21 protein-coding genes are annotated in these 24,302 nt (G+C 73.2%); 15 read left to right on the top strand and 6 right to left on the bottom strand.

All coding sequences use genetic code 11. The features are described 5' to 3' along the window. The first annotated feature begins 144 nt into the window (after positions 1–144). Both AB0J08_RS00990 and AB0J08_RS00985 read left to right on the top strand, forming a co-directional pair. The gene (locus AB0J08_RS00990; protein ID WP_360624715.1) at positions 145–1,521 is read left to right on the top strand and encodes a transcriptional regulator; all 1,377 of its coding nucleotides are present in this window, start codon (positions 145–147) and stop codon (positions 1,519–1,521) included. A 174-nt stretch (positions 1,522–1,695) separates the two neighbouring features. Continuing rightward, positions 1,696–2,850, top strand: coding sequence for a hypothetical protein (locus AB0J08_RS00985; RefSeq protein ID WP_360624712.1), 1,155 nt, complete (start codon positions 1,696–1,698; stop codon positions 2,848–2,850). 117 nt (positions 2,851–2,967) lie between these two features. On the opposite strand, the gene AB0J08_RS00980 is transcribed toward AB0J08_RS00985, so the two are convergent. Next, on the bottom strand, positions 2,968–4,269 hold the full coding sequence (locus AB0J08_RS00980) for an ABC transporter substrate-binding protein (RefSeq protein ID WP_360624709.1): 1,302 nt from the start codon (positions 4,267–4,269) through the stop codon (positions 2,968–2,970). 256 nt (positions 4,270–4,525) lie between these two features. Here AB0J08_RS00980 and AB0J08_RS00975 point away from each other — a divergent pair, with 256 nt between their 5' ends. Further along, the gene (locus tag AB0J08_RS00975; protein WP_360624705.1) at positions 4,526–4,960 is read left to right on the top strand and encodes a hypothetical protein; all 435 of its coding nucleotides are present in this window, start codon (positions 4,526–4,528) and stop codon (positions 4,958–4,960) included. A 172-nt stretch (positions 4,961–5,132) separates the two neighbouring features. After that, positions 5,133–6,008, top strand: a complete 876-nt coding sequence (purU, locus tag AB0J08_RS00970) for a formyltetrahydrofolate deformylase (protein ID WP_360625155.1) — start codon at positions 5,133–5,135, stop codon at positions 6,006–6,008. A 67-nt stretch (positions 6,009–6,075) separates the two neighbouring features. Here purU and AB0J08_RS00965 read toward each other — a convergent pair whose 3' ends face one another. Continuing rightward, the gene (locus AB0J08_RS00965) at positions 6,076–7,257 is read right to left on the bottom strand and encodes a zf-HC2 domain-containing protein (RefSeq protein ID WP_360624702.1); all 1,182 of its coding nucleotides are present in this window, start codon (positions 7,255–7,257) and stop codon (positions 6,076–6,078) included. Beyond that, positions 7,254–7,985 carry a sigma-70 family RNA polymerase sigma factor gene (locus AB0J08_RS00960; RefSeq protein WP_360624699.1) on the bottom strand — a complete coding sequence of 244 codons (732 nt, stop codon included), beginning with the start codon at positions 7,983–7,985 and terminating at the stop codon, positions 7,254–7,256. Before AB0J08_RS00960 ends, AB0J08_RS00965 begins: the two co-directional genes overlap by 4 nt. A 542-nt stretch (positions 7,986–8,527) precedes the next feature. Between AB0J08_RS00960 and AB0J08_RS00955 the strand changes: the two genes are divergently transcribed. Next, positions 8,528–9,079 carry an ATP-binding protein gene (locus AB0J08_RS00955; protein ID WP_360624696.1) on the top strand — a complete coding sequence of 184 codons (552 nt, stop codon included), beginning with the start codon at positions 8,528–8,530 and terminating at the stop codon, positions 9,077–9,079. 342 nt (positions 9,080–9,421) lie between these two features. On the opposite strand, the gene AB0J08_RS00950 is transcribed toward AB0J08_RS00955, so the two are convergent. After that, positions 9,422–10,438 (bottom strand): helix-turn-helix domain-containing protein, encoded by a 1,017-nt coding sequence (locus AB0J08_RS00950; RefSeq protein ID WP_360624693.1) that lies wholly within the window; start codon positions 10,436–10,438, stop codon positions 9,422–9,424. Positions 10,439–10,599: 161 nt separating this feature from the next. Here AB0J08_RS00950 and AB0J08_RS00945 point away from each other — a divergent pair, with 161 nt between their 5' ends. The 4 genes from AB0J08_RS00945 to AB0J08_RS00930 all read left to right on the top strand — a co-directional run bounded on the left by AB0J08_RS00945 (position 10,600) and on the right by AB0J08_RS00930 (position 14,191). Then, a complete protein-coding gene (locus tag AB0J08_RS00945) occupies positions 10,600–11,982 on the top strand; it encodes an MFS transporter (protein WP_360624690.1) in 1,383 nt (460 codons plus the stop codon). A gap of 33 nt (positions 11,983–12,015) precedes the next feature. Continuing rightward, a complete protein-coding gene (locus tag AB0J08_RS00940; RefSeq protein ID WP_360624686.1) occupies positions 12,016–12,543 on the top strand; it encodes a GNAT family N-acetyltransferase in 528 nt (175 codons plus the stop codon). Between the two features lie 206 nt (positions 12,544–12,749). Further along, on the top strand, positions 12,750–13,091 hold the full coding sequence (locus AB0J08_RS00935; RefSeq protein ID WP_360624683.1) for a DUF4229 domain-containing protein: 342 nt from the start codon (positions 12,750–12,752) through the stop codon (positions 13,089–13,091). A 14-nt stretch (positions 13,092–13,105) separates the two neighbouring features. Then, on the top strand, positions 13,106–14,191 hold the full coding sequence (locus AB0J08_RS00930; RefSeq protein ID WP_360624680.1) for a LacI family DNA-binding transcriptional regulator: 1,086 nt from the start codon (positions 13,106–13,108) through the stop codon (positions 14,189–14,191). Positions 14,192–14,888: 697 nt separating this feature from the next. On the opposite strand, the gene AB0J08_RS00925 is transcribed toward AB0J08_RS00930, so the two are convergent. Beyond that, positions 14,889–16,097 carry an MFS transporter gene (locus AB0J08_RS00925; protein ID WP_360624677.1) on the bottom strand — a complete coding sequence of 403 codons (1,209 nt, stop codon included), beginning with the start codon at positions 16,095–16,097 and terminating at the stop codon, positions 14,889–14,891. Between the two features lie 429 nt (positions 16,098–16,526). On the opposite strand from AB0J08_RS00925, the gene AB0J08_RS00920 reads away from it, so the two are divergent. Beyond that, complete coding sequence (locus AB0J08_RS00920) at positions 16,527–17,873, top strand: dicarboxylate/amino acid:cation symporter (RefSeq protein WP_360624674.1); 1,347 nt, start codon at positions 16,527–16,529, stop codon at positions 17,871–17,873. Positions 17,874–18,205: 332 nt separating this feature from the next. After that, positions 18,206–18,400: a hypothetical protein gene (locus AB0J08_RS00915; RefSeq protein WP_360624671.1), complete on the top strand. Its 195-nt coding sequence runs from the start codon at positions 18,206–18,208 to the stop codon at positions 18,398–18,400. A gap of 272 nt (positions 18,401–18,672) precedes the next feature. Here AB0J08_RS00915 and AB0J08_RS00910 read toward each other — a convergent pair whose 3' ends face one another. Beyond that, positions 18,673–18,876 (bottom strand): cold-shock protein, encoded by a 204-nt coding sequence (locus tag AB0J08_RS00910; protein ID WP_057227626.1) that lies wholly within the window; start codon positions 18,874–18,876, stop codon positions 18,673–18,675. Between the two features lie 322 nt (positions 18,877–19,198). Between AB0J08_RS00910 and AB0J08_RS00905 the strand changes: the two genes are divergently transcribed. From AB0J08_RS00905 to AB0J08_RS00890, 4 genes are all read left to right on the top strand, one after another. After that, entirely contained in the window at positions 19,199–20,098 is a 900-nt protein-coding gene (locus tag AB0J08_RS00905) for a menaquinone biosynthesis protein (protein ID WP_360624668.1), read from the top strand. A gap of 215 nt (positions 20,099–20,313) precedes the next feature. After that, positions 20,314–22,020, top strand: coding sequence for a serine/threonine-protein kinase (locus AB0J08_RS00900; protein ID WP_360624664.1), 1,707 nt, complete (start codon positions 20,314–20,316; stop codon positions 22,018–22,020). 93 nt (positions 22,021–22,113) lie between these two features. After that, positions 22,114–23,337 carry a cyclic dehypoxanthinyl futalosine synthase gene (gene mqnC / locus AB0J08_RS00895; protein ID WP_360624661.1) on the top strand — a complete coding sequence of 408 codons (1,224 nt, stop codon included), beginning with the start codon at positions 22,114–22,116 and terminating at the stop codon, positions 23,335–23,337. Positions 23,338–23,505: 168 nt separating this feature from the next. Beyond that, positions 23,506–24,285, top strand: coding sequence for a hypothetical protein (locus AB0J08_RS00890; RefSeq protein WP_360624656.1), 780 nt, complete (start codon positions 23,506–23,508; stop codon positions 24,283–24,285). Positions 24,286–24,302: the final 17 nt, after the last annotated feature.

The raw sequence follows: 24,302 nt of genomic DNA, 5'->3' as shown, positions 1-24,302 counted from the left end.
TGGGGATCGTCACCGTGGGTATCCCGGTGGCGTTGCTGATCGCTAACCTGGTGTCAGATTCCTTGGACGGTCGGACAGTCGGCAACAGATCAGCAGAATCGTCGCCCGCCGGCCGGGACCGGAGGGTGTGGGGAGGCGAAGCCAATGGCCGCGAGACCACTTGTCGCACGACAGCCCAACGAGCGTCTGCAGCAGCTGATCCAGGAGGCCAGCTGCTCGAACGCCGGCCTGGCGCGGAGGGTCAACCTCTGCGGGGCCGAGCACGGCCTGGACCTGCGGTACGACAAGACCTCCGTCGCGCGCTGGCTCCGTGGCCAGCAGCCGCGCGGGCAGGCTCCGGCGGTCATCGCCGAGGCGCTCGGTCGCAAACTGGGGCGGGGTGTGTCGGTCGAGGAGATCGGCATGGCCGACGGCAAGAACCTCAGCTCCGGGATCGGGCTGCAGTTCGCGCCTACCCTGAACGCCGCGCTGGAGCAGGTCTGCGAGCTGTGGCGCAGCGACGTCGGCCGGCGGGACTTCCTGACCGGGGCGACGGTGGCGGCCTCCGCCCTGGTCGAGCCCAGCCGGGACTGGCTGATCACCCCGCCCGACCCGGTGGTGGCCCGCACCGGCGGACCGCGGGTCGGCCCGACGGACGTCGCGGCCATCAAGGCCACCACGGCGATGCTGGTCGACCTGGACCACCGCTTCGGCAGCGGACACGTCCGCCCGGTGGTCGTCCACTACCTCAACAGCGTGGTCTCCGGACTGCTCGGCGGCGCCTACCGGGAGGAGACCGGGCGGCAACTCTTCGCGGCGGTCGCCCGGTTGACCGAGCTGGCCGGCTACATGGCGGTGGACACCGGGCAGCCGGGGCTGGCCCAGCGCTACTACATCCAGGCGCTCCGGCTCGCCCAGGCGGCCGACGACCGCGGCTACGGCGGGTACGTGCTGGCGGCCTCGATGAGCCACCTGGCGGCGACGCTCGGCAATCCGCGCGAGATCGCCCAACTCGCCCGTGCCGCCCAGGAGGGCGCCCGTTCGGTGGCCACCCCGACGGCGATGGCGATGTTCTACGCGGCCGAGGCACGTGGCCACGCCCTGCTCGGCGACGCCCGCTCCTGCGAGGCGGTGGCCGCCAAGGCACTGGAGGCCATGGAGAAGCGCCGCCCGGAGGACGACCCGGACTGGATCGTCCACTTCGACGACGCCTACCTGGCGGACGAGCTGGCCCACTGCCACCGGGACTTGGAGCAGGCCGGCCAGGCCGAGCACTACGCCCGGCGGGCGCTCGACCTGCACCCGCCGACCAGGGTCAGGCGCCGCGCGGTGGACTTGGTGCTGCTGGCGACGGCCCAGCTGCAGCAGCGGGACGTGGAGCGGGCCTGCGAGACGGGCGCGCAGGCGGTCCGGCTGCTGAGCGGGCTGCGGTCCAACCGGGGCGTCGAGTACCTGGACGAGTTCCGGCGCCGGCTGGAGCCGTTCCGGGAGCAGCGGGTGGTCCGCGAGTTCCAGGCCCGGGCCGAGGCGGAGGCCGCCTGACCGGGGGCGCCGCGCGGCGCGCGAGGGGCCGGTGAGGGATGGACCGCCCACGTGGTCACCCGGTTCGGCGAACCGGTAGCGTGGGCGCGACGTCCAAGGAACTGTGATGCCCCCAAGAACCGACGAGATGTGGTCCGCCGTCAGCGCGCGGTCGTGCACAGGTGAGGAATCGCGTTGAGCCAGCGCCGCTCGTACCCCAACTCGGGTGACTTCAACCTGGACGACCTGTTCCGCCCCGAGCCCGGTCAGCCCCCGGGCCCGGGTGCCCAGCCCCAGGGGCAGCAGCCGCCCCAGCAGCCCGGCCAGCCCGGTCCGCAGCCGCCGGCCGGGCAGCCGGAGTACCTCGGCGAGGGCGCGCACGCGCTGCCGACGCAGGCCCTCCCGGCCCAGGGCGCTCCCTGGGGCGGCGCACCGCAGCCCGGGTACGGCGCTCCGCAGCCCGGCCAGGCGCCGGAGACGCAGTACCTGCCGCCCTACCCCTCGGGAGACCCGCAGGGGGCCGGTTTCCCGGCGCAGCAGGGCTACCAGCAGCCCGCCCAGGGCTATCCGCAGCAGCCGGACCACGGCTACCCCGTCTACCAGCAGACCCCGCAGGAGTACCCGGCGCAGGAGTACCCGGCCCCGCAGGAGTACGGCGGGCAGGACTACGCGACCGCCCAGGTCGCCGTCCACGGCGAGGGCAACGGCGGACGTTCCTCCGGCAAGCTGATCATCGGCGGCGTGGTGGCCGGCTGCGTGGCCGCCGGCATCCTGGTCGCCGTCCTGATGAGCGGCGACGACGAGAAGGGCGGCCAGGAGAAGAAGGCCGCCCCGGTGGTCACCGGCAGCAGCACGGCCGGCGGCTCGCCGGCCGCGAGCGCTTCGGCGGCGGGCGTCGCCCCGGAGGTCAAGGCCCAGGCCCAGGCCCTCTCCGACCTGCTGGGCACCGCCAACGACAGCCGCCAGGCGGTGATCGGCGCGGTCGGCTCGGTGCAGAAGTGCGACAAGCTGCCGGAGTCGCAGCAGGCGCTTACCGACGCCGCGGGCAAGCGCCGGGACCTGCAGACCAAGCTCGCCGCGCTCAAGACGGACAAGCTGCCCAGCGGCCCGCAGCTGGTCGAGCAGCTCAACGCGGCCTGGCAGGCCTCGGCGACCGCCGACGACGAGTACGCGGCCTGGGCCGCCGACGCGCAGAGCGCCTGCGATCCCAAGAAGATCGACAACCAGCACTACAAGAACGCGGTCCAGGCCAGCGGCACCGCCACCAACGCGAAGAAGCAGGCCTCCGCCCTCTGGAACGCCATCGCCGGCCAGACCGGCCTGCCGAACCGCGGCGACGGGGACCTGTAAGTCACCCTCGCCTCCGGACGCAGGGGGCGGGGAGTCGCCCGCCCGCCTCCGGGCGGCGGGGGCGGGCCGGGGCCGCCGTCGGTCGCCCGGGACGGCCCCTCGGATCGCCGGCCGCCGTCAGGCCGGCGGCCGGCCCCCGGTGAGCACCCAGCGGACGTCCACGAAGCCCGGCTGCTGCAGGGTCATCCGGCCGCCCTTGACCACCTGGTAGGACACCCAGGTGTTGACCAGCCGCGGCGACTCGGTGCTGGGCAGCATGTTGGTGGTGCCCCAGTTCAGCGGCGGGGTGAGCCCGACGTCGATCTGCTCGCCGCCGTCCAGCAGCGCGGTCACGGTCTTGGTGGTGAGCGGCTTCCCGGCGGCGGACAGCCGCTCGGACACCTGGCGGAAGACCTCGTAGGCGACCCAGGTGGTCTGCACCCCGGGGTCGGAGACGTCGACGTCCCGGCCGCCGGCGGAGTCACCGCGCACCACCGAGCGCAGCGCGTCCCAGATCTTGGCGGACTCCGGCGGGTACCAGCTGGTGACGTAGGCGCCGGCCAGCGGGCCGCTGTCGCCGCCGGTGGAGTCGACCACCGACTGCTGGACGCTGCCGATCACCGAGGCGATCCGGGTGTTCTTCGGGCCCAGCCGGCGGTAGGAGTCCAGCAGGTTGCCGGTCGGCTGGGCGCCGAGGGCGGAGGTGACGCAGTTCGCCGGCTCGTCCTTGCCGATCGCCTTGCGGGCGACCGGCGTGTAGTCGCTGGACTGCTCCGGCGCCTTGACGTCCAGCAGCTTGATCCCGGCCGGCTTGAGCGCGTTGGCCAGGTAGCCGAGCAGGGTGTCTCCGGCCGGGGTGTCCGGCCGGACCAGTGCGACGGCCTTGCAGCCGGCCTCCACCAGCTGCCGGCCGCTGCCGCCGATCAGGGCCGGCAGGCCACCGCCCACCGGGTAGGACAGCGGGCTGCTGAACTCGGGCTGGGAGAGCCCGTACCCGCCGATCAGCGGAATGCCGGCGCGCTCCAGGACGGGCATGAAGTTGTCCCCGTACTGGCTGTAGGAGCCGAGCACGGCGACCGCCTTGGCGTCCACCGCCTGCTGCGCGCAGGCCGTGGCACCGCCCGCGGTGTTGTGCTCGTTGCAGGTCAGGACGCGGATCGGGCGGCCGTTGAGACCGCCCTTGGCGTTGAGGTCCCGGCCGATGGCCTCGGCGAGGGCGGTCATGCCGGGCCGGTCGGCGGAGCCGGTGCCGGACGGGGCCCAGGTCATCACGGTCAGCTCGCCACCGCCGGTGGCGGCGTCGGCCGGTCCGCCGCACGCGGAGGCCGAGAAGAGGGTTGGGAGCAGCGCCACGGTGATGGCTGCTGCGGCGATCGGGCGGCGGCTGCGCCGTGCCGCGATCGGCTTCTGAGCCTGGGACGAGGCCCTTCGGCTGGTCATCGGTCTTCCCTCCCGGGGCGCTCCACAGCGCACCGGCACCAGCCAAGCCCGGGCGAAGCAAGCCGAGAGGGCCGAAAAGCGAACGGGTGGCAAACGACACCCGAACTCCGGGCAGGGACGCGTGTAGATCAGGAGGAGGAGCACGAACCGTCCGAGGAACGTACGATCGTTCTCCATGTCCGCCAGCACAGATTCTTCGTATCGGTCTTCCCGAAACCCTTCTCGTCCGGGCCACCGCTCCAGCACGATGGGCGGCATGCCGCTCAACGACCTGCCCTGGTGGCGCTGGCGAGCCCGACTGCGCTCGGCGTTGCACATGCTGTCCGACCCCGGGTTCCAGCAGGAGACCTGGCTCTCCGGCCGGGAGGGCTTCGGTGATGTGACCGACGCCGTCTACCGGCTGGTCGAGGACACCTGGCTGGACCGCTGGTCCGCCGAGAAGTACGTCGGCACGATCTTCCGGGACTCGGCCGAGGCCGCGGTGGTGGACGTCGCGGTGCTGCGGGTGGTCCGGATCCTGCACCAGGTCGGCGCGGACGCCCCGGCCTCCGCGTACCTGGGCCACCACGGCTGGCCTGAGGCGGTCCGGGCGGCCCGCGAGGCCCACGTCAAGCTGGCGGTCAACGACGGCGAGGACCCGGACGCCCCGCCGCGCTCGCTGGACGTGCTGCGCATCCTGACCTCCTCCTGACCTCCGCCCGATCCGCGCCGGGCCCGCCCGGCGCTGCTGCGTGCTGCCGCGCTCCGGTTCCCGGGCTCCCGCCGGTAGGGCCGGGCCGTCCCGCAGTACGGGCACCGGAACGGCCGCTGTCCAGGATGTGACACGCTGGACCACTCACCAACAGCACGACCTCAGGACGGATATCCCCACCGTGGAACAGCAGACGGCCAGCGCCCAGTACGTCCTCACGCTGTCCTGCCCCGACAAGCAGGGCATCGTCCACGCGGTCTCCAGCTACCTCTTCATGACCGGCTGCAACATCATCGACAGCCAGCAGTTCGGGGACGGGGACAGCGGACTGTTCTTCATGCGGGTGCACTTCTCCGCTCCGGAGCCGGTGACCGTGGACAAGCTGCGGGCCAGCTTCGCCGCGATCGGTGCCTCGTTCGGGATGGAGTGGCAGATCCACCCGTCCGAGGAGCGGATGCGGATCGTCCTGATGGTCAGCAAGTTCGGGCACTGCCTGAACGACCTGCTGTTCCGCACCCGGATCGGCGCGCTGCCGGTGGAGATCGCCGCGGTGGTCTCCAACCACACCGACTTCCGCGGCCTCACCGAGGGCTACGGCATTCCGTTCCACCACATCCCGGTCACCCGGGACAACAAGGCCGAGGCCGAGCAGCAGCTGCTGGACCTGGTGGCCAAGGAGAACGTCGAACTGGTCGTGCTGGCCCGCTACATGCAGGTGCTCTCGGACGGGCTCTGCACCGCGCTGTCCGGCAAGGTGATCAACATCCACCACTCCTTCCTGCCGAGCTTCAAGGGCGCCAAGCCCTACCACCAGGCCCACGCCCGGGGTGTGAAGCTGATCGGCGCAACCGCGCACTACGTCACCGCCGACCTCGACGAGGGCCCGATCATCGAGCAGGAGGTGGCCCGGGTGACCCACGACATCACCCCGGACCAGCTGGTCGCGCTCGGCCGGGACGTCGAGTGCCAGGCGCTGGCCCGCGCGGTGAAGTGGCACAGCGAGCACCGGGTGCTGCTCAACGGCACCCGTACGGTGGTCTTCGCCTAGCTCCGGTCGGCTCCGCCCCGGTCGGCTCCGCCCCGGTCGGTTCGCTCCGGTGGGTTCGCTCCGGCGGTTACGGGCGGGACAGCAGTGGTGCCGCCCGGAGCACCTCGCGGATCGCGACCCGGTCGCCGTGCTCGCCGACCGGCACCCGGTCGGGGTCGCGGTGCGCGGCCGCCAACTGGCAGAACTCCAGCCCGTCCAGGACCATCGAGGCCACCGGCTCGCCGGGCGGGCCGCACTCGGGACCGTCCAGCGGTATCAGCCACTCGCCGGCGGCCGGTCCGTCGATCACCAGCCGCACCTGCCGGCCGGGCCGGACCCGGCCGTCGGGCGACCCGCCCGAGGGAGCCCCGGCGAGCTCGGGCCGGGTGGCGCGCAAGCCCGCCAGCGCCGCCGGGAGCATCCGCACGGCCAGGTCGACCATCTGCCGCAGGTGCTGCGGCGCCGGCGGCGCGTACGGATAGGCGACCGCGCGGGCCACGTCCTCGCCGTGGACGTAGCACTCGAAGGCCCGGTCGACGAAGGCGTCGCGCAGCGGCACGGTGACGGGGCCGAAGTCCACCGGCGTATTGCCCTGCGGGGCCAACGCGGCGGTGCGGACCAGCTCGTGGCAGTGCCGCCGCCACCGGGCCCGGACCCGCTGCGGCGGCTGCCCGGCCTGCTCGGCGGTCAACCGGGCGGTGCGCTCGGTGATCCCGGCCCACGTCGGGCCGCTCTGCCGGGGCACCCGGGGGAACGCCGGAGCGGACTCCTGCGGCGGTACCCGGCGGTCGGCCGTCGGCGCGCCGACGCCCGGGACGGGGTCGGGCAGGCCGAGGGCGAGCGCCACGTAGCCGTCCACGGCGGCGAGGTGGCAGAGCACCTCGGCCGGGCGCAGGTACTCGGTGCCGCCGTGCCACGGGAGTTCGGCGACCTCCTGCCACTCCTCCGGGCCGAGGTCGCGCAGCAGCGCGTCGAGCTTGGCGGTCTCCGCGCTGTAGGGCACGCCCCAGGCGGGGACGGGCAGTTCGGCCGGGCGCCGGGCGAGGCACCAGTCGAGCACCTGCTGGCGCAGCGAGCCGGGCTGGTCGAGCGGTTCGTCTGCGGAGAGCCAACCGGCCGCGTCCCGCAGCCGGGCGGCCTCCTCGGCACAGGCCGGGCAGCCGCGCAGGTGCTGCTCCAGCTCGGCGGCCTCGGGGCGCGGACAGGCGCCCAGGGCCCAGGCGCCGAGCAGCGAGCGCAGGGCCTCGTGCTGCTCCTCGGTGATCGTCACGTGCCCCCGCCCCCGTTCCCGTGGCGCTGTCCGCCGTGCTGCTGTCCTTCGTGGAGCCGCCCGTCGTGGTGCGGGGCGTGCGGGGCGTCCTGCCGCGCTCCGCCGTCGCACCCGTCGTGCGGGCGGCGGTCGGGGCGGCCCGCCTGCCGCTTGTGGGCGTGCTCCTCGGCGAGTTCGGTGGCCAGCAGCTCCAGGCCGAGCCGCATCCGCTGCTTGGCGGTCTGCTCGCTGATCCCGAGCCGGCGGGCCGTCTCCTGGTAGGTGCGGCCGTCGTAGTACGACACCGCGATCGTCTCACGCAGGCTCTGCGGCAGGGACTCGACCACGTACTGGACGCGGGCGGCGGTGGCCACGGCCCGGATCTCCTCCTCGGCGGGCCCGGCGAGCACGCCCGCGCCGCCGCCGTCCGCGCGCTCGGTGCCGGGCGGGGCCTCGGCGGCGCGCCGGACCCGCAGGCGGTCGACCGCGCGGCTGTGCGTCAGGGCGCCGACCCAGGAGCGGAGCGAGCCCTGGGCGGGGTCGAACGCCTCGGGGTGCTCCCAGACGTGGGCGAATATCTCGCGGGTGAGCTGGGTGGCGGCGGCCTGGTCGGCGAGTATCCGCCCGGCCAGCCCGTGCACCATCGGCGCTAGCTGGTCGTACAGTTCGCCCAGGGCCGTCTCCTCGCCCCGGGCGAGGCGCCGCTGGAGCTGCTCGTCCCAGCGCGGGGCGCTGCCGGGGGTGGCCATCGGTAACCACCCTCCTGCCGTGGGGTTCGCTGCCGTACCCAACGGTATCCTGCGGCCTTCCGGGAGCGGGCGGATTCGGTGCGGAATGGAACGCGCAGTTTCGGATCGTCACATCGAGCGATCTGCCGACGATCCCGCTGTTCGAAGGCCGTTGGACATATGTCGCACGGGTGGTTCGCGAGTGGCGGGTGCTGCGTCCGAGGTGTCCGGCGGTAGGTTCGCCACTGCATGGCCGGCCGGTCGGCCCGGGCCGGACGATCGCCGGTGCGAGGCTCGCGAGAGTGAACGGGACAGTATGCACTGCCCTGTCCCCCGATCGCTGGAATATGCCCGAAGCGCTTGCTGCGGTCCGCCCGTCGAACCATCCTGAGGCGTATTCGTGTCGCAGCCGGAGCGCGACGGACGAGATGGCGCGGGCACGACGTACCGGGTGTGACGTACGGCGACCCGGCTGCGGCGGCCCGGCGGTGCCGGGACCAGCCGGCTGGACGATCCGGCCCGATCGAGACGATGGCCGAACTGCGAGTGCGGGTGGTGGAGCGGTGCAGGTTCTTCAGGTACAGCTTGCGGTGCAGGCGGACCCCGCCGAGGTCGGTAGGGCCCGCCGCTGGGTGCGCTCCCGGCTGCTCAACCACGGTGTGGATCCGGACGCGCCGATCGCCGAGACGGTCGTTCTGGTGGTCTCCGAGCTGGTGACCAACGCCGTGGTGCACACCGGCTGTCCGGCCGTCCTGAGGCTGTGCTTCCCGGTCGACGGCTCCCCGGTGCGTGACGGCTCCCTGGTTGGTGACGGCTCCCCGGTGCACGGCGGCCCGGCGGACGGTACGGGCTGCGGTGCCCTGCGCGAGGCGGCCGGTCTCGGCCCGCTCCGGGTCGAGGTCGCGGACGCCAGCCAGGCCGCCCCGGCCCCCCGGCACGCGGGCCCGGACGCCGAGGCCACCAACGGGCGCGGTCTGGAGCTGGTCGAGCTGCTCTGCGACCGCTGGGGCTGGTATCCGGACGGTTCGGGCAAGCGGGTCTGGTGCGAGATCGGCGCCGACGCCCGGCCGGTGGACCCGCTGACCGCCGTGGACTGGGCCGCACTGGCCCAGTGACGACCCGGCGATCATCGGGCCGAAACCTGACGCAACCATTCCGAATTTCGGACAACCCATTGACGTGACGTATCCGACTGATCACTCTTGGGAGCAGCTCTCCGTTGCGAGGGGACGCCGAGGGAACACCCGAACGCCACTGCGGTGCTGCTGTCCAGGGGGATCGTGTCAGCAGGGGGGCCGTGGTACGCCGATCGCGCGGTGGCTCCTTGGCGAGTGCGGTGAGCTGTGCGCGGGTTCAGGGCCCGTGCTTCACGATTGGATGGCGGCGGGCCGTGCCGTGCTCGGGGTGCGTGCGGCCTGCCGCCGTCCAATTCGTCCACCGCGAGGGGCCGGTTTCGGTCACTCGCCGGCTGAGCCGCCCACCGGCCCGACCGCCCGTCGGCGTGGCCGCTCCGCCGACCGGAAGGTGCGCCGGTACGCGCTCGGCGCGACGTCCAGGCGCCCGCGCAGCCGCAGCCGGAGCGAGGCCGCCGTGCCGAAGCCGGACTCCCGGGCGACCTGGTCGATCGTCATGTCCGTGCTCTCCAGCAACTGGCGGGCGCGCTCGGCGCGCTGCACCGTCAGCCACTGGCCCGGGCTGCTGCCCGTTTCCTCGCGGAACCGTCGGGTGAAGGTCCGCACGCTCATGCCCGCCCGGTCGGCGAGTCGACGCAGCGGGAGCGGTTGGTCCAGGTGTTCCAGGGCCCAGGCGCGGACGGCGGCGGCGCCGGGACCGGCGTCGAGGGCCGGGTGGGGGAGTTCCACGTACTGCTTCTGGCCGCCCTCGCGCCAGGGCGGCACCAGGCAGGTGCGGGCCACCGCGTTGGCCACCGCGCTGCCGTGGTCGCGGCGCACGATGTGCAGGCAGAGGTCGATGCCGGCCGCCACCCCGCCCGAGGTGAGCACGGTGCCGTCGTCGGTGAACAGGACGTCCGGATCGAGCCGGACCTTCGGGTACAGGGCGGCGAAGCGCTCGGTGTAGCGCCAGTGGGTGGTGGCCGGTCGGCCGTCCAGCAGCCCGGCGCCCGCCAGGACGAAGGAGCCGGTGCAGATCGACACCAGTCGGGCGCCGGGCCGGATCCGGGCCAGTGCGGCGGTCAGGGCGGGGGTGAGAACGGCGTCGACCTGTTTCGGGCCCGGGTCCGTGGAGGCCGGGATCACCACGGTGTCGGCCCATTCCAGGAGTTCGGGCCCGTGGTCGACGGCGATCCGGAAGTCCGTGCTGGTGGGGACAGGCCGGCCGTCCACGGTGCAGGTGGCCACCCGGTAGTACGGGACGCCGTCGGGATCCTTGGCCGACTCGAAGATCCGTGCGGGGATGCCCAGTTCGAAGGCGATCACCCCGTCGAGTGCCAGTACCGCGACCTTGTGCACCATCGTGCCCGCCCCTCCGCTCCCTACCGGTGCCGTCCGGCCCGTCGCCCGGCCCCGCTTCTCCGGTCGCCGATCAGCGTACGCCGGGCCGCTGGCCCGATCCTTGTGAAAGCTGGCAGTCAGGCCACTCGTGGTGGCTCGCGCCGTTCGGGAGACTCGGCCGGGTGAACGAACGCAACGCCCCCACACCGGGCCCCGTCCCCACACCGGGCCCCACCGCCACACTGGGCCCCACCCCCGCGCCGGGCTCCGCCCCGGTCGGTCTCCCGAGGCCGGGCAGGGCCGGTCGACCCCGGCCGCACTACGCCTGGGTGGTCGCCGGCGTCTCGTTGCTGGTGCTGCTCGGATCCGCCGGATTCCGCTCCGCGCCCAGCCTGATGATGGACGCGCTGCACAACGAGTTCGGCTGGTCGATGGGGACGATCTCCAGCGCCACCTCGGTCAACCTCGCCCTCTACGGCCTCACCGCGCCCTTCGCCGCCGCCCTGATGGACCGTTTCGGCGTCCGGCTGGTGGTGGTCTGCGCCCTGCTGACCATCTCGGTCGGCGCCGGCCTCACCATGCTGATGCGCGAGCCCTGGCAACTGGTGCTCTGCTGGGGGGTGTTGGTGGGCCTCGGCAGCGGCTCGATGGCCGGGGCCTTCGCCACCACCGTCACCGGCCGCTGGTTCCGCGCCCGTCAGGGTCTGGTCACCGGCGTGCTCACGGCAGCCGGCGCGGCCGGCAACCTGATCTTCCTGCCGGTCGGCGCCTGGCTGGTCGAGCAGCACGGCTGGCGCTCGGCGGTCGTCGTCGTCTCGCTGGCGGCCAGCGCCGTCGCCGTCCCGGTGCTGCTGCTGATGCGCGAGCGGCCCGCCGATCTCGGCCTGCTCCCGTACGGCGCGACCGAGGCTCCGCCCGCGCCGGTCACCGACGACCGGGCGCTGGTCCGCTCGCTGAGGGTGCTCCGCGAGGCGTCCCGCAGCCGCGCCTTCTGGCTGCTCGCGGCCTCCTTCGCGATCTGCGGCGCGACCACCAACGGTCTGGTCGGCACCCACTTCATCCCCGCCGCCCATGACCACGGGCTGCCCGTGACCACGGCGGCGAGCCTGCTGGCGCTGATCGGGATCTTCGACGTGGTCGGCACGATCGCCAGCGGCTGGTTCACCGACCGCTTCGACTCCCGGACGCTGCTGGTCGCCTACTACGCGCTGCGCGGGCTCTCGCTGCTGCTGCTGCCGCAGCTGTTCGCCGGCTCGCTGGAGCCGCCGATCCTGGCCTTCGTGATCTTCTACGGCCTGGACTGGGTGGCCACCGTGCCGCCGACCGTCGCGCTCTGCCGCCGGCACTTCGGCGACGACGCGCCGATCGTCTTCGGCTGGGTGCTGGCCTGCCACCAGATCGGAGCGGCCGCGGTGGCCGGGCTGGCCGGTCTCGCCCGGGACGCGCTCGGCACCTACGACCTCGCCTGGTACGCGGCCGGCGGGCTCTGCGCGGTCGCCGTCCTGCTCTGCCTGGCGTTGCGGGGGACGGCGCCGGTCCGGCCGGCCGCAGCACTCCCGCAATGAGCCTGTCGTGACCGGCGGCTAGGCTCGGCAGCCATGACGCTTGCCTTCACTCTCGATCCCGGGTCCGACCCCGACCTGCGCTCCGACATCGTCCGGCTCTGGACCGACGTCACCAACGCCGGCGGCGCGGTCGGCTTCGTGGCACCGGTGACGGAGGACGAGGTCTGGAAGACCGCGGACGCACAGTTCGGCGGCCTCGCGCCGGCCGGGCCGGACCGGCTGCTGATCGCCCACGAGCGCGAGAGTGGCCGGCTCGCCGCCCTGCTGTTCCTCGAATCCATGCGGTTCGGCCCGATGGACCACTGGCGGATGCTCAAGCGCGTCATGGTCCACCCCGACTTCCAGGGGCGCGGCTACGGCGCCGACCTGATGGCCGAGGCCGAGCGGGTCGCCCGGGCCTGGGGGCTGGAGGGGCTGCGACTGACCCTGCGCGGCGGCCTCGGCCTGGAGGCCTTCTACGGCCGCTGCGGCTACACCGAGGTCGGCCGGGTCCCGGCCGCGATCCGGGTGGCTCCCGGGGACGACCGCGACGACGTCACGATGTGGCTCGACCTGCGCTGACGACCAGCGCTGACGGCACGGGCTGACGACCAGCGCGGACGGCACGAGCTGACGGTACGGGCTGACGGCATGGCGGCGCGGGTTTCCGGCGCGGGTTCCCGGCGCGGGGGCGGGCGGGGACGGGCGACCCGTTCCCCGCGCGGTCCGTCGGGCATGCTTCACTGGGAGACCGGCCCAGACCCCGCGCAGAGAAGGATGTGTCCTCCGTGAGCAGCAATGTGAGCAACAAGTCCCACGCCACGCTCCGTTACACCTCCATGCGGGTCAGCATCTTCCTCGGCTGCCTGCTGGTCGCCCTGCTGCTGGGCCACTTCCAGGTCATCCCGGTCAAGGGGCAGTCCGGCGCGATCTTCCTGTTCCTGGTGGCCGCGGTGGTCTCGGCGCCGCTGAGCTACGTCCTGCTGAGCCGGCAGCGCGACGAGATGTCGGCCCAGATCTCCGGCAAGGTCGACGGGATCCGCAGCCGGACGGCCGAGCGGATCGCCAGCCAGAACGCCGAGGAGGACGCGGCCGACGACGCCGCGCGCGCCACCGCCCTGCAGGGCTGATCCGCGCCGCCGCCGTGCCCGCCCCCGATCCCGATCCGCCGGCCGAACCGCTGCCCGAGCCCGTGTCACCGCGGGGCGAGCACGTCAGCGGCACCTGGCCGCCCCCGGTCCGCAAGCCCACCGGGCGGGACGTGGCACGGCTCGCCGGGGTCTCGCAGGCCACCGTCTCGCTGGTGTTCTCCGGCTCCGAGGCCGGCCGCCGGGTCTCGGAGGCCACCCGTGCACGCGTCCGGGAGGCGGCCCGCAGCCTCGGCTACCGCCCACAGGCGGCCGGCCGGCAACTGCGCCTCGGTCGCAGCGGAATGATCCTGCTGGCCGTGCCGAACATCCTCGGCCCGTTCTTCGGCCGGGTGCTGGAGGGCGTCCACGAGGAGGCCGGCCGGCACGGCCTGGCCGTCGTGGTCAGCTCCGGCTGGGGGAGTGCCACCCTCGCCGACGCGGCCACCACCAGCCGGTTCGACGGCCTGCTGATCTGCTCCCCGGACGACAGTCAGCTCGGTGCACTGCCTGCCGACACCCCCGCCGTCTTCCTGGACGCCGACCCCGGCAGCGACCGGGCCCGCCCGACCGTCGAGCTGGACGTGGCCGGCGGCATGCGCGCCGCCGTCGAGCACCTGGCCGGGCTGGGCCACCGGCGGATCGGCCGGTTGCGCTCCACCCACTCCGCCTACACCTTCCGGGTCCGCCAGGCCGCGTTCGAGCAGGCCGCCGCAGCGTTCGGCCTGGAGGTGGTCGAGCTGGGCGTCAGCCTCAACGAGGGCCAGCCCGCCGCCCGCAGCGCCGCCCGCCGGCTGTTGGAGCGCCCCGACCGCCCGCACGCGGTGATCTGTGACGACGACGTGGTGGCCTCCGGGGTCTACCAGGCGGCCGCCGAACTGGGGCTGCGGGTGCCCGCGGACCTCTCGGTGGTCGGGATCGACAACATCCCGGTGGCCGAGTTGCTCACCCCGCCGCTCACGACCGTCGACCTCCCCGGCGAGGACCTGGGCCGCGCCGGGGTCGCGGCCCTCGCCGACCTGCTCCGCGGCGAGCCGGTCGTGCCGGTGGCGCCGCTGGCGACCTCGCTGGTGCTGCGCTCCTCGACCGCGGCCGGCACCTGAGCCGACGCTCCTCCGACATCGCCGTCGACGCCGACACCTCCTCCGACACCTGAGCCGATACCGCTGTCGACGCCTTGACCACCGGGAAGGGCCGTTCGGACTAGTTCGAACAGGTGAAATCCGGTCAGTACGTCTCCCGCTGCAGCAACAGGCGGATAAACGGACGATGAGATTTCGCCATGCGGACGCTCTGATCCAGATCTCCACGCCTGCCACGCCTGCCACGCCTGCCACGCCTGGCCGCCGCCCTCGGGCTGCTAGGCGGCACCCTGCTCACCGGCACCCTGGGCGCCCCGCCCGCCGAGGCCGCCGTCACCTTCACCAAGTCGGTCGACAAGGCCACCCCGGTACCGGGCGAGAACGTCACCTACACCCTGCGCCACACCTGCTCGGTGTCCGACTGCACCAACGGCCTGATCACCGAACTCGCCGCACCCGACGCACCCGACGCATCCGACCCCGAGCCACGGCGGCGAGCTGCCCGGCACCGGTGGCGGCGTCGGCGCCCTCGCGGGCATGCTCGGTGCGGCCGTCCTCGGCGCCGGCCTGCTGCTCGCCCTGATCGCCTGGGGAGGCCGCGGCCGCCACAGCTGATCGATGCCCGGGACGCCCTGACGGGTGACCTCGGTGAAGAAGTGACTGCGCCCGTCGGCCAGACCACCCGGTCCGACGGGCGCAGTCACGTCCTGGGGTGGGCTCAGCCCACCGGTACCGGCTGTGCCACCGGGGCCGCCGGCAGGGGCTGGAACCAGCGGCGGGCGCCGAAGAGCAGCAGCCCGCCCAGGGCGATCCCGCCGGCCGCGCAGAGCGCCACCGGGCGCAGCGAGCCCTCCGCGAGGTTGCCGGAGACGGCGTAGCCGAGCGAGTTGCCGGTCGCGAACAGCGTCACCAGCCAGGCGAACGCCTCGGTCACCGTGCCGACCGGTGCCAACTCGGCGACCAGCACGAACGCGGCCGCCAGCAGCGGCGCCAGCCCGAGCCCGGAGAGGAAGGCCAGCGCGGCCATCGGGTACGGGCCGGGCAACAGCACCAGCGGGAGGTAGGAGACGGCCATCCCGAGCGCCATTACCCAGGTGCGGGTCGCCGTGCTGCTGCGCCACCGCACCGCCCCGTACCCGAGCGCGCCGAGCAGTCCGCCCAGCGCGGCCAGCGCCAGCAGCGTTCCCGCGCCGCCCGGCAGGCCGCCCTCGTGCGCCTCCGCGTAGGCGATGAACAGGACGTTCTGGGCGCCGACCGCCCAGCCGGCGCCGGCCAGGCCGATCAGCAGCAGCACCAGGCCCGGGGAGCGGAGCGGGCCGAGCAGGCCGGCCGAGTGCGCGCGCGGCGGTGCCTGCCAGGCCCGGGCCGGTCCGGCGGTGGCCACCACCAGTGCCCCGGCCAGCCCCAGTCCGGCCGCCACCCAGAGCGCCGCGACCGGACTGAACACGCCCGCGATCCCGGCCACCGCGAGCGGGCCGGCCACGTAGAGGATCTGCTGCGAGGCGGAGTCGAAGGCGTACGCGGTGTCGAGCTGCTTCTCCTCGACGACATCCGGCCACAGTGAGCGCAGGCAGGGTTCGAGCGGCGGCATGGCCAGCCCGGCGATCGCGGCGCCGACCGGCGCGGCCAGCGCCGATCCCGGCGCGAGCGCCAGCAGCGCGTACCCGCCGCCCGCGACCACGGCGGAGGCGAGCAGGACCCGCGGCTGCCCGGTGCGGTCCACGATCCGGCCCAGCACCGGCCCGCCCACGGCGGCCGAGATCGCGTAGGCGGCGGTGGCCAGCCCGATCCGGCTGTACGGGGTGCCGGCCTCGCGCAGGGCCAGCGCGATCACCAGGGCGGTCATCCCGGCGGGCAGGCGGCCGAGCAGGGTGCCGAGGAGCAGGCGGCTGACGTGCGGGGCACGGAGCAGGGCGAGATAGCCCATGGACGGGTCTCCGGTTCTGGGCAGGGATGGGCGGGGGCTGCGTCCAAGTTATACGTATAACCGCCAAACGGTCAATCGGTTCGGGGGTGCGATCTGATGGCGCGTCAGCCTGGTTCGTGTCCGGATTTACCCTTGCGCGGTCCACATCTCAAACAAGTACTTTGAACATCTCAAACCTTTACTGCTAACGTATCGGCCATGACCACCTCAGGAGCAGCGCGGATGAACGGCTCGGGCTCGACGCCCACGGCCGCCCGCGCGTGCTGCCTGACGGGTGCCGTGGACAGCCCGCGCCGTTGTCGTGCCATGAGCTGTATCCAGGCGGCACGCCCCTGACGGGGCCGAGTCCTCCCCGTCCGGCCCACGCGCCGTGCCGCCTTCCTCGCCTCACCTCACCGTCAGCAACGCCCTCCCCGGAGCCGCACCGTCATGTCCACAGCGCCTGAGGCGACCTCGTCGCCGTCCCTGCTCGCCAGAGTCCGGAAGACCCCGTTCTGGGTCCAGATCGTCGCCGGCCTCGTGCTCGGTGTCGGCCTCGGCTACCTGGCCCGCGCGGCCGACATCTCCTGGCTGGCCACCACCTTGGAGACCATCGGCAAGATCTTCGTCCAGCTGCTGAAGCTGGCCGTCCCGCCGCTGGTCTTCACCGCGATCGTGGTGTCGGTCGCCAACCTGCGCAACGTCACCAACGCGGCCCGGCTGGCCGCCCGGACGCTGCTCTGGTTCCTGATCACCTCGCTGATCGCCGTCGCGATCGGCCTGGGCCTGGGCCTGCTGACCAACCCGGGCGAGGGCACCGACCTCAAGACCGAGGGCCTCAAGGCGCCGAAGTCCACCGGTAGCTGGATCGACTTCCTGACCGGCATCTTCCCGACCAACATCGTCACCGCGTTCACCGAGGTCGAGGTCCTGCAGATCGTCTTCCTGGCGGTCGTGACCGGTGCGGCGATCATCAAGCTGGGCAGCAGGGCCGAGCCCGTCCTCAAGCTCAGCGAGTCCGTCCTGGAACTCGTCCAGACCGCCCTCTGGTGGGTCATCCGGCTCTCCCCGCTCGGCACCCTCGGCCTGATCGGAAAGTCCGTCGCCAAGTACGGCTGGGACCTGCTGAAGCCCTTCGCCACGCTGACCATCGACGTCTACGTCGGCTGCGCGCTGGTGCTGTTCGTGGTCTACTCCCTGCTGCTGAAGTTCGTCGGCGGGCTCAACCCGCTGAACTTCTTCAAGGGCGCCTGGCCCGCCATCCAGCTGGCCTTCGTCTCCCGCTCCTCGGTCGGCACCCTGCCGGTCACCCGCCGCGTCACCGAGCGCCTCGGCGTCCCGAGCGAGTACGCCTCGTTCGCCGTACCCTTCGGCGCGACCACCAAGATGGACGGCTGCGCCGCGATCTACCCGTCGCTGGCCGCGATCTTCGTCGCCCAGGTCTACGGCATCGACCTCGGCATCAAGGACTACCTGCTGATCGCCTTCGTCTCGGTCATCGGCTCGGCCGCCACCGCGGGCCTCACCGGCGCGATCGTGATGCTGACCCTGACCCTCTCCACCCTGGGTCTGCCCCTGGAGGGTGTCGGCCTCCTCCTCGCGATCGACCCGATCCTCGACATGGTCCGCACCGCGACCAACGTCGCCGGTCAGGCCGTCGTGCCGATCCTGGTGGCGGCCCGCGAGAAGACCCTCGACCTGGTCGCCTACAACAACCCGCACGGTGACCTGTACGAGGACGCCCCCGCGGTCACCGTCCCGGCGCAGGCCACCGCGAAGGCCACCGCCGCGGCCTGACACACCGCTGCCTGACGACCGCGGACGACGGGCCCTCTCCCCACCTCGGGGAGAGGGCCCGTTTCCGTCGTTACGTCGTTACGTCGTTCCGGCGGCTCGGTGGATCGGTGGCTCGACGGATCGCGGTTGCTCGCGGCGGGTTCGTCGGCTGGACTGCTCGACGGGTTCGGGGTCGGGCATGCTGGTCGGGGAAGGGAGCCCCCTGCACTGCCCGAACTGCGGGGGCGAACTCGGCTCTATGAGCGGCTCGTTGCGTCGCCGGCCGGAGGTGATCTGGTTGCGCTGCCTCGCCTGACTGGACAGGCCGCCGCCGGAACATCGCGGACCCGGAGTTGCGGACACTCCATCGCCCCCAGGGGCGCGACGCGCTCTGCTCGTGGTGCGGGGACGACAACCACGTGTACGAGGACGCCGCCGAGTCGACCCACGGGAACGGGAAGCCGGGGCGGCTGGTCACCGACTTCCGTCTCGACTGCGGCCGGGCGGGCACCTGGTTCCGGGAGGACGGGGAAGCCGGCACGGCGTAGGAGCAGGGGTGGGCGAGTGCGTCCAAGGGCCAGGCCCCGTCGGGCCGGTGATCAGTACTTCGGTGCGTGCGGCGCTCGCGGGACTCTCCTCGCCGGCCCGGACCGGGGGCGAGCTGCCGACCGCGCCCTGAGCAGGCCGGAGGTGGCGGAAAGGCAGGGGGCCCGACAGATGGCCGGGCCCCCTTGGGTGTTGCTCTTGTGCTCATGATGACGGCCGCGAGGGTCGTCTGCGGACCCGAGGGGTCCCGAGCGATCAGGTCATCAGAGGATGATCAGATAGCGGTAACGTTCTCCGCCTGCGGGCCCTTCGGACCCTGGGTGACGTCGAAGCTGACCGCCTGGTTCTCCTCCAGCGAGCGGAAACCGTTCGCGTTGATGGCGGAGTAGTGGACGAAGACGTCGGGGCCGCCGCCCTCCTGGGCGATGAAGCCGAAGCCCTTCTCAGCGTTGAACCACTTGACGGTTCCCTGAGCCATGCCGTTCTCCTTGCGAGGGACGTATTGGGGGCCACACCGTGTGGCACCCGGTCCGCTGCGCTGATCGCCCTGCCTCCGGACGGGTCCGGAGTTTTTCGATAGTGCTGAAAAACTACAAAAAGCCTGCGGTTACATGCTCCGCAGGCTTCAAGTACTGCAAGGGGAATCAAACTGCAACTGAGGGCAACGCTAGCATGCGGCCGCTGTGACGACCAGAGGTGACTTACGGGCCGGACAGGGCGTGTCGCAAGGCCGGTGCGAGGCTTCCGGAACGGCGGGCATACCCTGCGGGGAGGCGCACGAACAGCAAGGGAGCGGCGCAGTGGCGGTACCGGATGCGGAAACGCAGGAACCCCAGGAGAACCCCCCGGTCAGGCCGCGGGTCGGGCATATTCAGTTCCTGAACTGCGTACCCCTCTACTGGGGACTGGCCAGGACGGGCAATCTCCTCGATCTGGACCTCACCAAGGACACTCCGGAGAAGCTCAGCGACCAGTTGGTCGGCGGCTCCCTGGACATCGGCCCGATCACCTGCGTCGAGTACCTGCGGCACGCGGACGAACTGCTGGTGCTGCCCGACATCGCGGTCGGCAGCGACGGCCCGGTGATGTCCTGCGTGATCGTCAGCAAGGTCCCGCTGGCCGAACTGGACGGACGCCGGGTCGCCCTCGGCTCCACCAGCCGGACGTCGGTGCGCTTGGCCCGGCTGCTGCTGGAGGAGCGCGAGGGCGTGCGGCCCGAGTACTTCAGCTGCCCGCCCGACCTGGACGCGATGCTCGCCGAGGCCGACGCCGCCGTGCTGATCGGCGACCCGGCCCTGCGGGCCTACCTGGGGCAGGCGGCCGCGCAGGGTCTGGCCGTGCACGACCTCGGAGCGATGTGGAAGGAGTGGACCGGGCTGCCGTTCGTCTTCGCCGTCTGGGCCGCCCGCCGCGACTTCGCCGAGCGCAGCCCCGAGCTGACCGCGGCGGTGCACCGGGCCTTCCTGGAGTCCCGTGACCTCTCGCTGGTGGAGGCCCGTGCGGTCGCCGAGCACGCGGCCCGCTGGGAGCAGTTCGACGCCGAGGTGCTGGAGCGCTACTTCAGCGAGGCGCTGGACTTCTCGCTCGGTGAGCGGCAGCTGGCAGGCATGGCCGAGTTCGCCGGCCGGGTCGCCCACGACAGCGGCTTCGCCCCGGACGTGATGGTCCGGCTGCTGGAGCCGGCGCCGGCGGTGGTCTGACCGCGGGTCTGTTCGACCACTCGTACGAAGAGGTGGCGGGGCTCGGGAAGGGACGGGCGGCACCCGGCGGGAGGGCCGCCGCTTGTCCCCTCCGGTACGGGTCGCGCTTGCCCCCCTCCCGCCCCGCGCGGCCCGGTAGCGTCAGCACGCGAGATCCGTGGCACCGGCGCCGCCCGAAGGCGGCGACGGCCGGGCGGCTGAGGGGAGCGTGCGGGATGCAGGCACTGGGGGCGGACGACCCGCGCCAGGTGGGCGGGTACCGGTTGCTGCGGCGGCTCGGCTCGGGAGGGATGGGCCGGGTCTACCTCGGCCGGACGGCCGGTGGCCGCACGGTGGCCGTCAAGCTGGTCCGCGGCGAGCTCGCGGAGGACGCCGAGTTCCGGGCGCGGTTCCGGCAGGAGGTCGAGGCCGCCCGCCGGGTCGGCGGAGCCTGGACGGCGCCCGTGCTGGACGCGGACACCGAGGGCGAGCACCCCTGGGTGGCCACCGGCTACGTCGCCGGCCCCGCGCTCGGCACCGCCGTCCGCGACTTCGGGCCGCTGCCCGAGCCGGCCGTCCGGACCCTCGGCGTCGGGCTCGCCGAGGCACTGGCCCATGTGCACGGCCTCGGGCTGGTGCACCGCGACGTCAAGCCGTCCAACGTCCTGCTGACGTTGGACGGGCCACGCCTGATCGACTTCGGCATCGCCCGCGCGCTGGACGCGACCAGCGGCTTCACCCGGTCCGGCTACGTGGTCGGCTCACCCGGCTTCATGTCGCCGGAGCAGGCGAACGGGCAGCCGGCCGGTCCGCCGAGCGACGTCTTCTCACTCGGCGCGGTGCTCGCCTTCGCGGCCACCGGGGTGCAGCCCTTCGGTGAGGGGGTGAGCGTGGCGGTGCTGCTCTACCGGGTGCTGCACGAGGAGCCGGACCTCTCCGGGCTCGCCGGGTCGCTGCGTCCGGTCGTGCTGGACTGCCTGGCCAAGGACCCGGCCGCCCGCCCGACCCCGTGGCAGCTCCGGGACCGGTTGGACGCGGACGGGGCGGGCACCGTCCGGCTGGGGCGTGGCGGTTGGCTGCCGCCCGCGCTGGCCTCGGGGGTCGGCCGCAGCGCCGTCGAACTGCTCGACCTGGAGGGCGAGGTGGACGCGGGGGGAGCCGGCGTCCCGCAGGGCCCTGCTTCGGGTGCGGGTGCTTCAGGTGCGGGTGCTTCGGAAGCGGGCGGTTGGGCGGCGGGTGCTTCGGGGGGCCGGGTGCCCACCGATCGTGTGCCGGTTGAGCGGGTGCCGCGGGACCGGACGCCGACCGAGGCGGGGGAGCGGGTGGCGGCGCGCCGGGCCCGGACCGGGGTGATGGTCGCGGTGACGGTCGCCCTGCTGCTCTCGGCCGGCGGCTACGGCCTCTACCGGGGGTTCCGGGGCGAGGCGACCCCGGAGTACACGCCCACCGCCGGGACGACCGTCTCCTCCTCGTTCAGCTGGTCGGTCACCACGTCCTCCACCACGTCCTCCACCACCACGTCCTCGTCCACCGCGCCGACCGCCAGCCCGGTGCCCCCACCGGGCACCGCCTCGGGACCGAGCGTCGTACCGGCCGGCTTCCTCGGCACCTGGCGCGGCGAGATGACCACCGACAAGGGGCTGCCCGCCGGTACCACCACACTGGTGATCGGCCCGGCCGCGATCGGACAGGAGAACACCACCAGCCGCAACGCCGTCACCGGGCTGATCTCCGTCAGCTGCGAGGGCGCCTGGACGCTGGACTCGGCCTCGGAGGGGAAGCTGGTGTTCACCTCCCGGCTGGTCCGCTCCTCGCTGCCGGGGGCGTGCAGCAGCGGCTCCAACGAGGAGACGCTCACTCTGCAGAAGGACGGCACCATCCGGTTCAGCTCCGCCGATCCGGCGGCCGGCAACCCGACCGGCACGATGCGGAAACCGGCCTGACGGCAGAGTGCGAAAGCGCTGGCGTAGGCTGGTTCGGCCGTACCAGGAAGCACTGAATCACGCAGCAGTACCCGAGAGAGAGAAGGCCGCCAGGTGTCCGAGCTCGCAGCGACCACCCTCGATGCGCCCAGCACCGACCTGCAGGCCGTGCTCGACCGGGCGGCCGGCGGGGGCCGGATCAGCCCGGAAGAGGCCCTGGAGCTGTACCGCTCGGCGCCGCTGCACGCGCTCGGCTCGGCGGCCGACGCGGTGCGCCGCCGCCGCTACGCCGGTACCGAGCACATCGCGACGTACATCATCGAGCGGAACATCAACTACACCAACGTCTGTGTGACGGCGTGCAAGTTCTGCGCGTTCTACGTGCCGCCGAAGAGCGACAAGGGCTGGTCCCGCGACCTCGACGAGATCCTGCGCCGCTGCGCGGAGACGGTCGAGCTGGGTGGCACCCAGATCATGTTCCAGGGCGGGCACCACCCGGACTACGGCGTGGAGTACTACGAGCGCGCCTTCTCGGCGATCAAGGCGGAGTTCCCGCAGCTGGTGATCCACTCGCTGGGCGCCTCCGAGGTCGACCACATGGCCCGTATTTCGGGAGTGTCGATCGAGGAGGCCATCACCCGGATCCACAAGGCGGGCCTGGACTCCTTCGCGGGCGCCGGCGCCGAGTTGCTGCCGGCGCGGCCGCGCAAGGCGATCGCCCCGCTCAAGGAGTCCGGCGAGCGCTGGCTGGAGATCATGGAGGCGGCACACGGCCTGGGCGTGGAGTCCACCTCCACCATGCTGATGGGCACCGGCGAGACCAACGCCGAGCGGATCGAGCACCTGCGGATGATCCGCGAGGTGCAGGACCGCACCGGCGGGTTCCGCGCCTTCATCCCGTACACGTACCAGCCGCAGAACAACCACCTCAAGGGCTCGACCCAGGCGACCGTCTTCGAGTACCTGCGGATGATCGCGATCGCCCGCCTCTTCCTCGACAACGTCGCCCACATCCAGGGCTCCTGGCTGACCACCGGCAAGGAGGCCGGCCAGTTGTCGCTGCACTACGGCGCGGACGACCTCGGCTCGGTCATGCTGGAGGAGAACGTGGTCTCGGCGGCCGGCGCCAAGCACCGGTCCAACCTGACCGAGCTGATCCACCTGATCCGGGCCGCCGACCGCGTCCCGGCGCAGCGCTCGACCACCTACGAGCACCTGCGGGTGCTGGACGACCCGGCCAACGACCCGGTCGACCCGCGGGTCGCCTCCCACATCGCCTCCACGGCGATCGCGGGCGGCACCGCGCACCCCGAGCTGAAGATCCTCGACAACGGCTGACGCGGGCGCCGCAGCGGCTGCCGGTGCTCCTCCACCGCTGCTTGACCGCGCCGGTTGCTCGTTCGCTGCTGTTCGGCCGCTCCTGCCTGGGTCGTCAGCCGCCGGGGCGACCGGACGACCCTGCCGTTCCCACCTGATCGGTGCCGACCCCGCCCTGGTGACCTCGCCATGCTGACGCTGCACCGGGCCGCCCTCGTGCTGCCCGACCCGGCCGACCCCACCGCCCCGTCCATCGCCGACGGGGCGGTGCTGGTGCAGGGCGAGCTGATCGCCGCCCTCGGCCCGTACGGGGAGCTGACCGCCGGCCACCCCCGGGCCCGGCTGCGGGACTGGGGCGATGCCCTGCTCACCCCCGGCCTGCGCAACCCGTACGGGCAGTGGCTGCTGGAGTACGCGTACCACCCGGACCCGCGCGAGGAGCTCGGGGACGCGCCGGTTCCCGGGGGCCTGGTGGGTCCTTCGGACCTGACGGACCTGACGGGGTCGGGGGGTCCGGTGGGCCCGGTGGGTCCGGTTGACGAGGCGCGTTGCGGTGCGAGTGCCCGGCGCGGGCTGCAACGGATGCTCGGCTTCGGGGTGACGGCGGTGGCCGGCCCGTTCGAGCGGGCGGCGGTGCGTACGGCGATGGCCCGGTCGGGGCTGACCGCGCTGCCCGGTTCGGACGGGCTCCCCGGCGTGGAGGGGCCGTTGGACCCGCTCGCCGTGCTGCCGCTCGCGGCGGCGGCGTGGGGGCGGCTGGCCGTCGGTGGGCGGGCCGACTTCGCCGTGTTCCGGCCCGGCGGTGCGCTCGGGTCCCGGACTCGGGCTGCCGGGGGCGAAGGGGCCTGGTTCGGCGTGGCGCCTGAGGCGGATGGCGTGGGGTCCGACGTGGGGGCCGGGACGGGTCCGCGGCCGGGGGGCTGTCTGGCGACCGTGCTGGCCGGGCGGTTGGTGTACCGCCGACGCTGAGCCCCGCCTACTCACGG

The sequence above is a fragment of the Kitasatospora sp. NPDC050463 genome (assembly GCF_040655255.1).
Taxonomy (GTDB): domain Bacteria; phylum Actinomycetota; class Actinomycetes; order Streptomycetales; family Streptomycetaceae; genus Kitasatospora.
The sequence above is the reverse complement of the archived record's forward strand: the minus strand, read 5'-3'. Positions and strand labels throughout refer to the sequence as shown.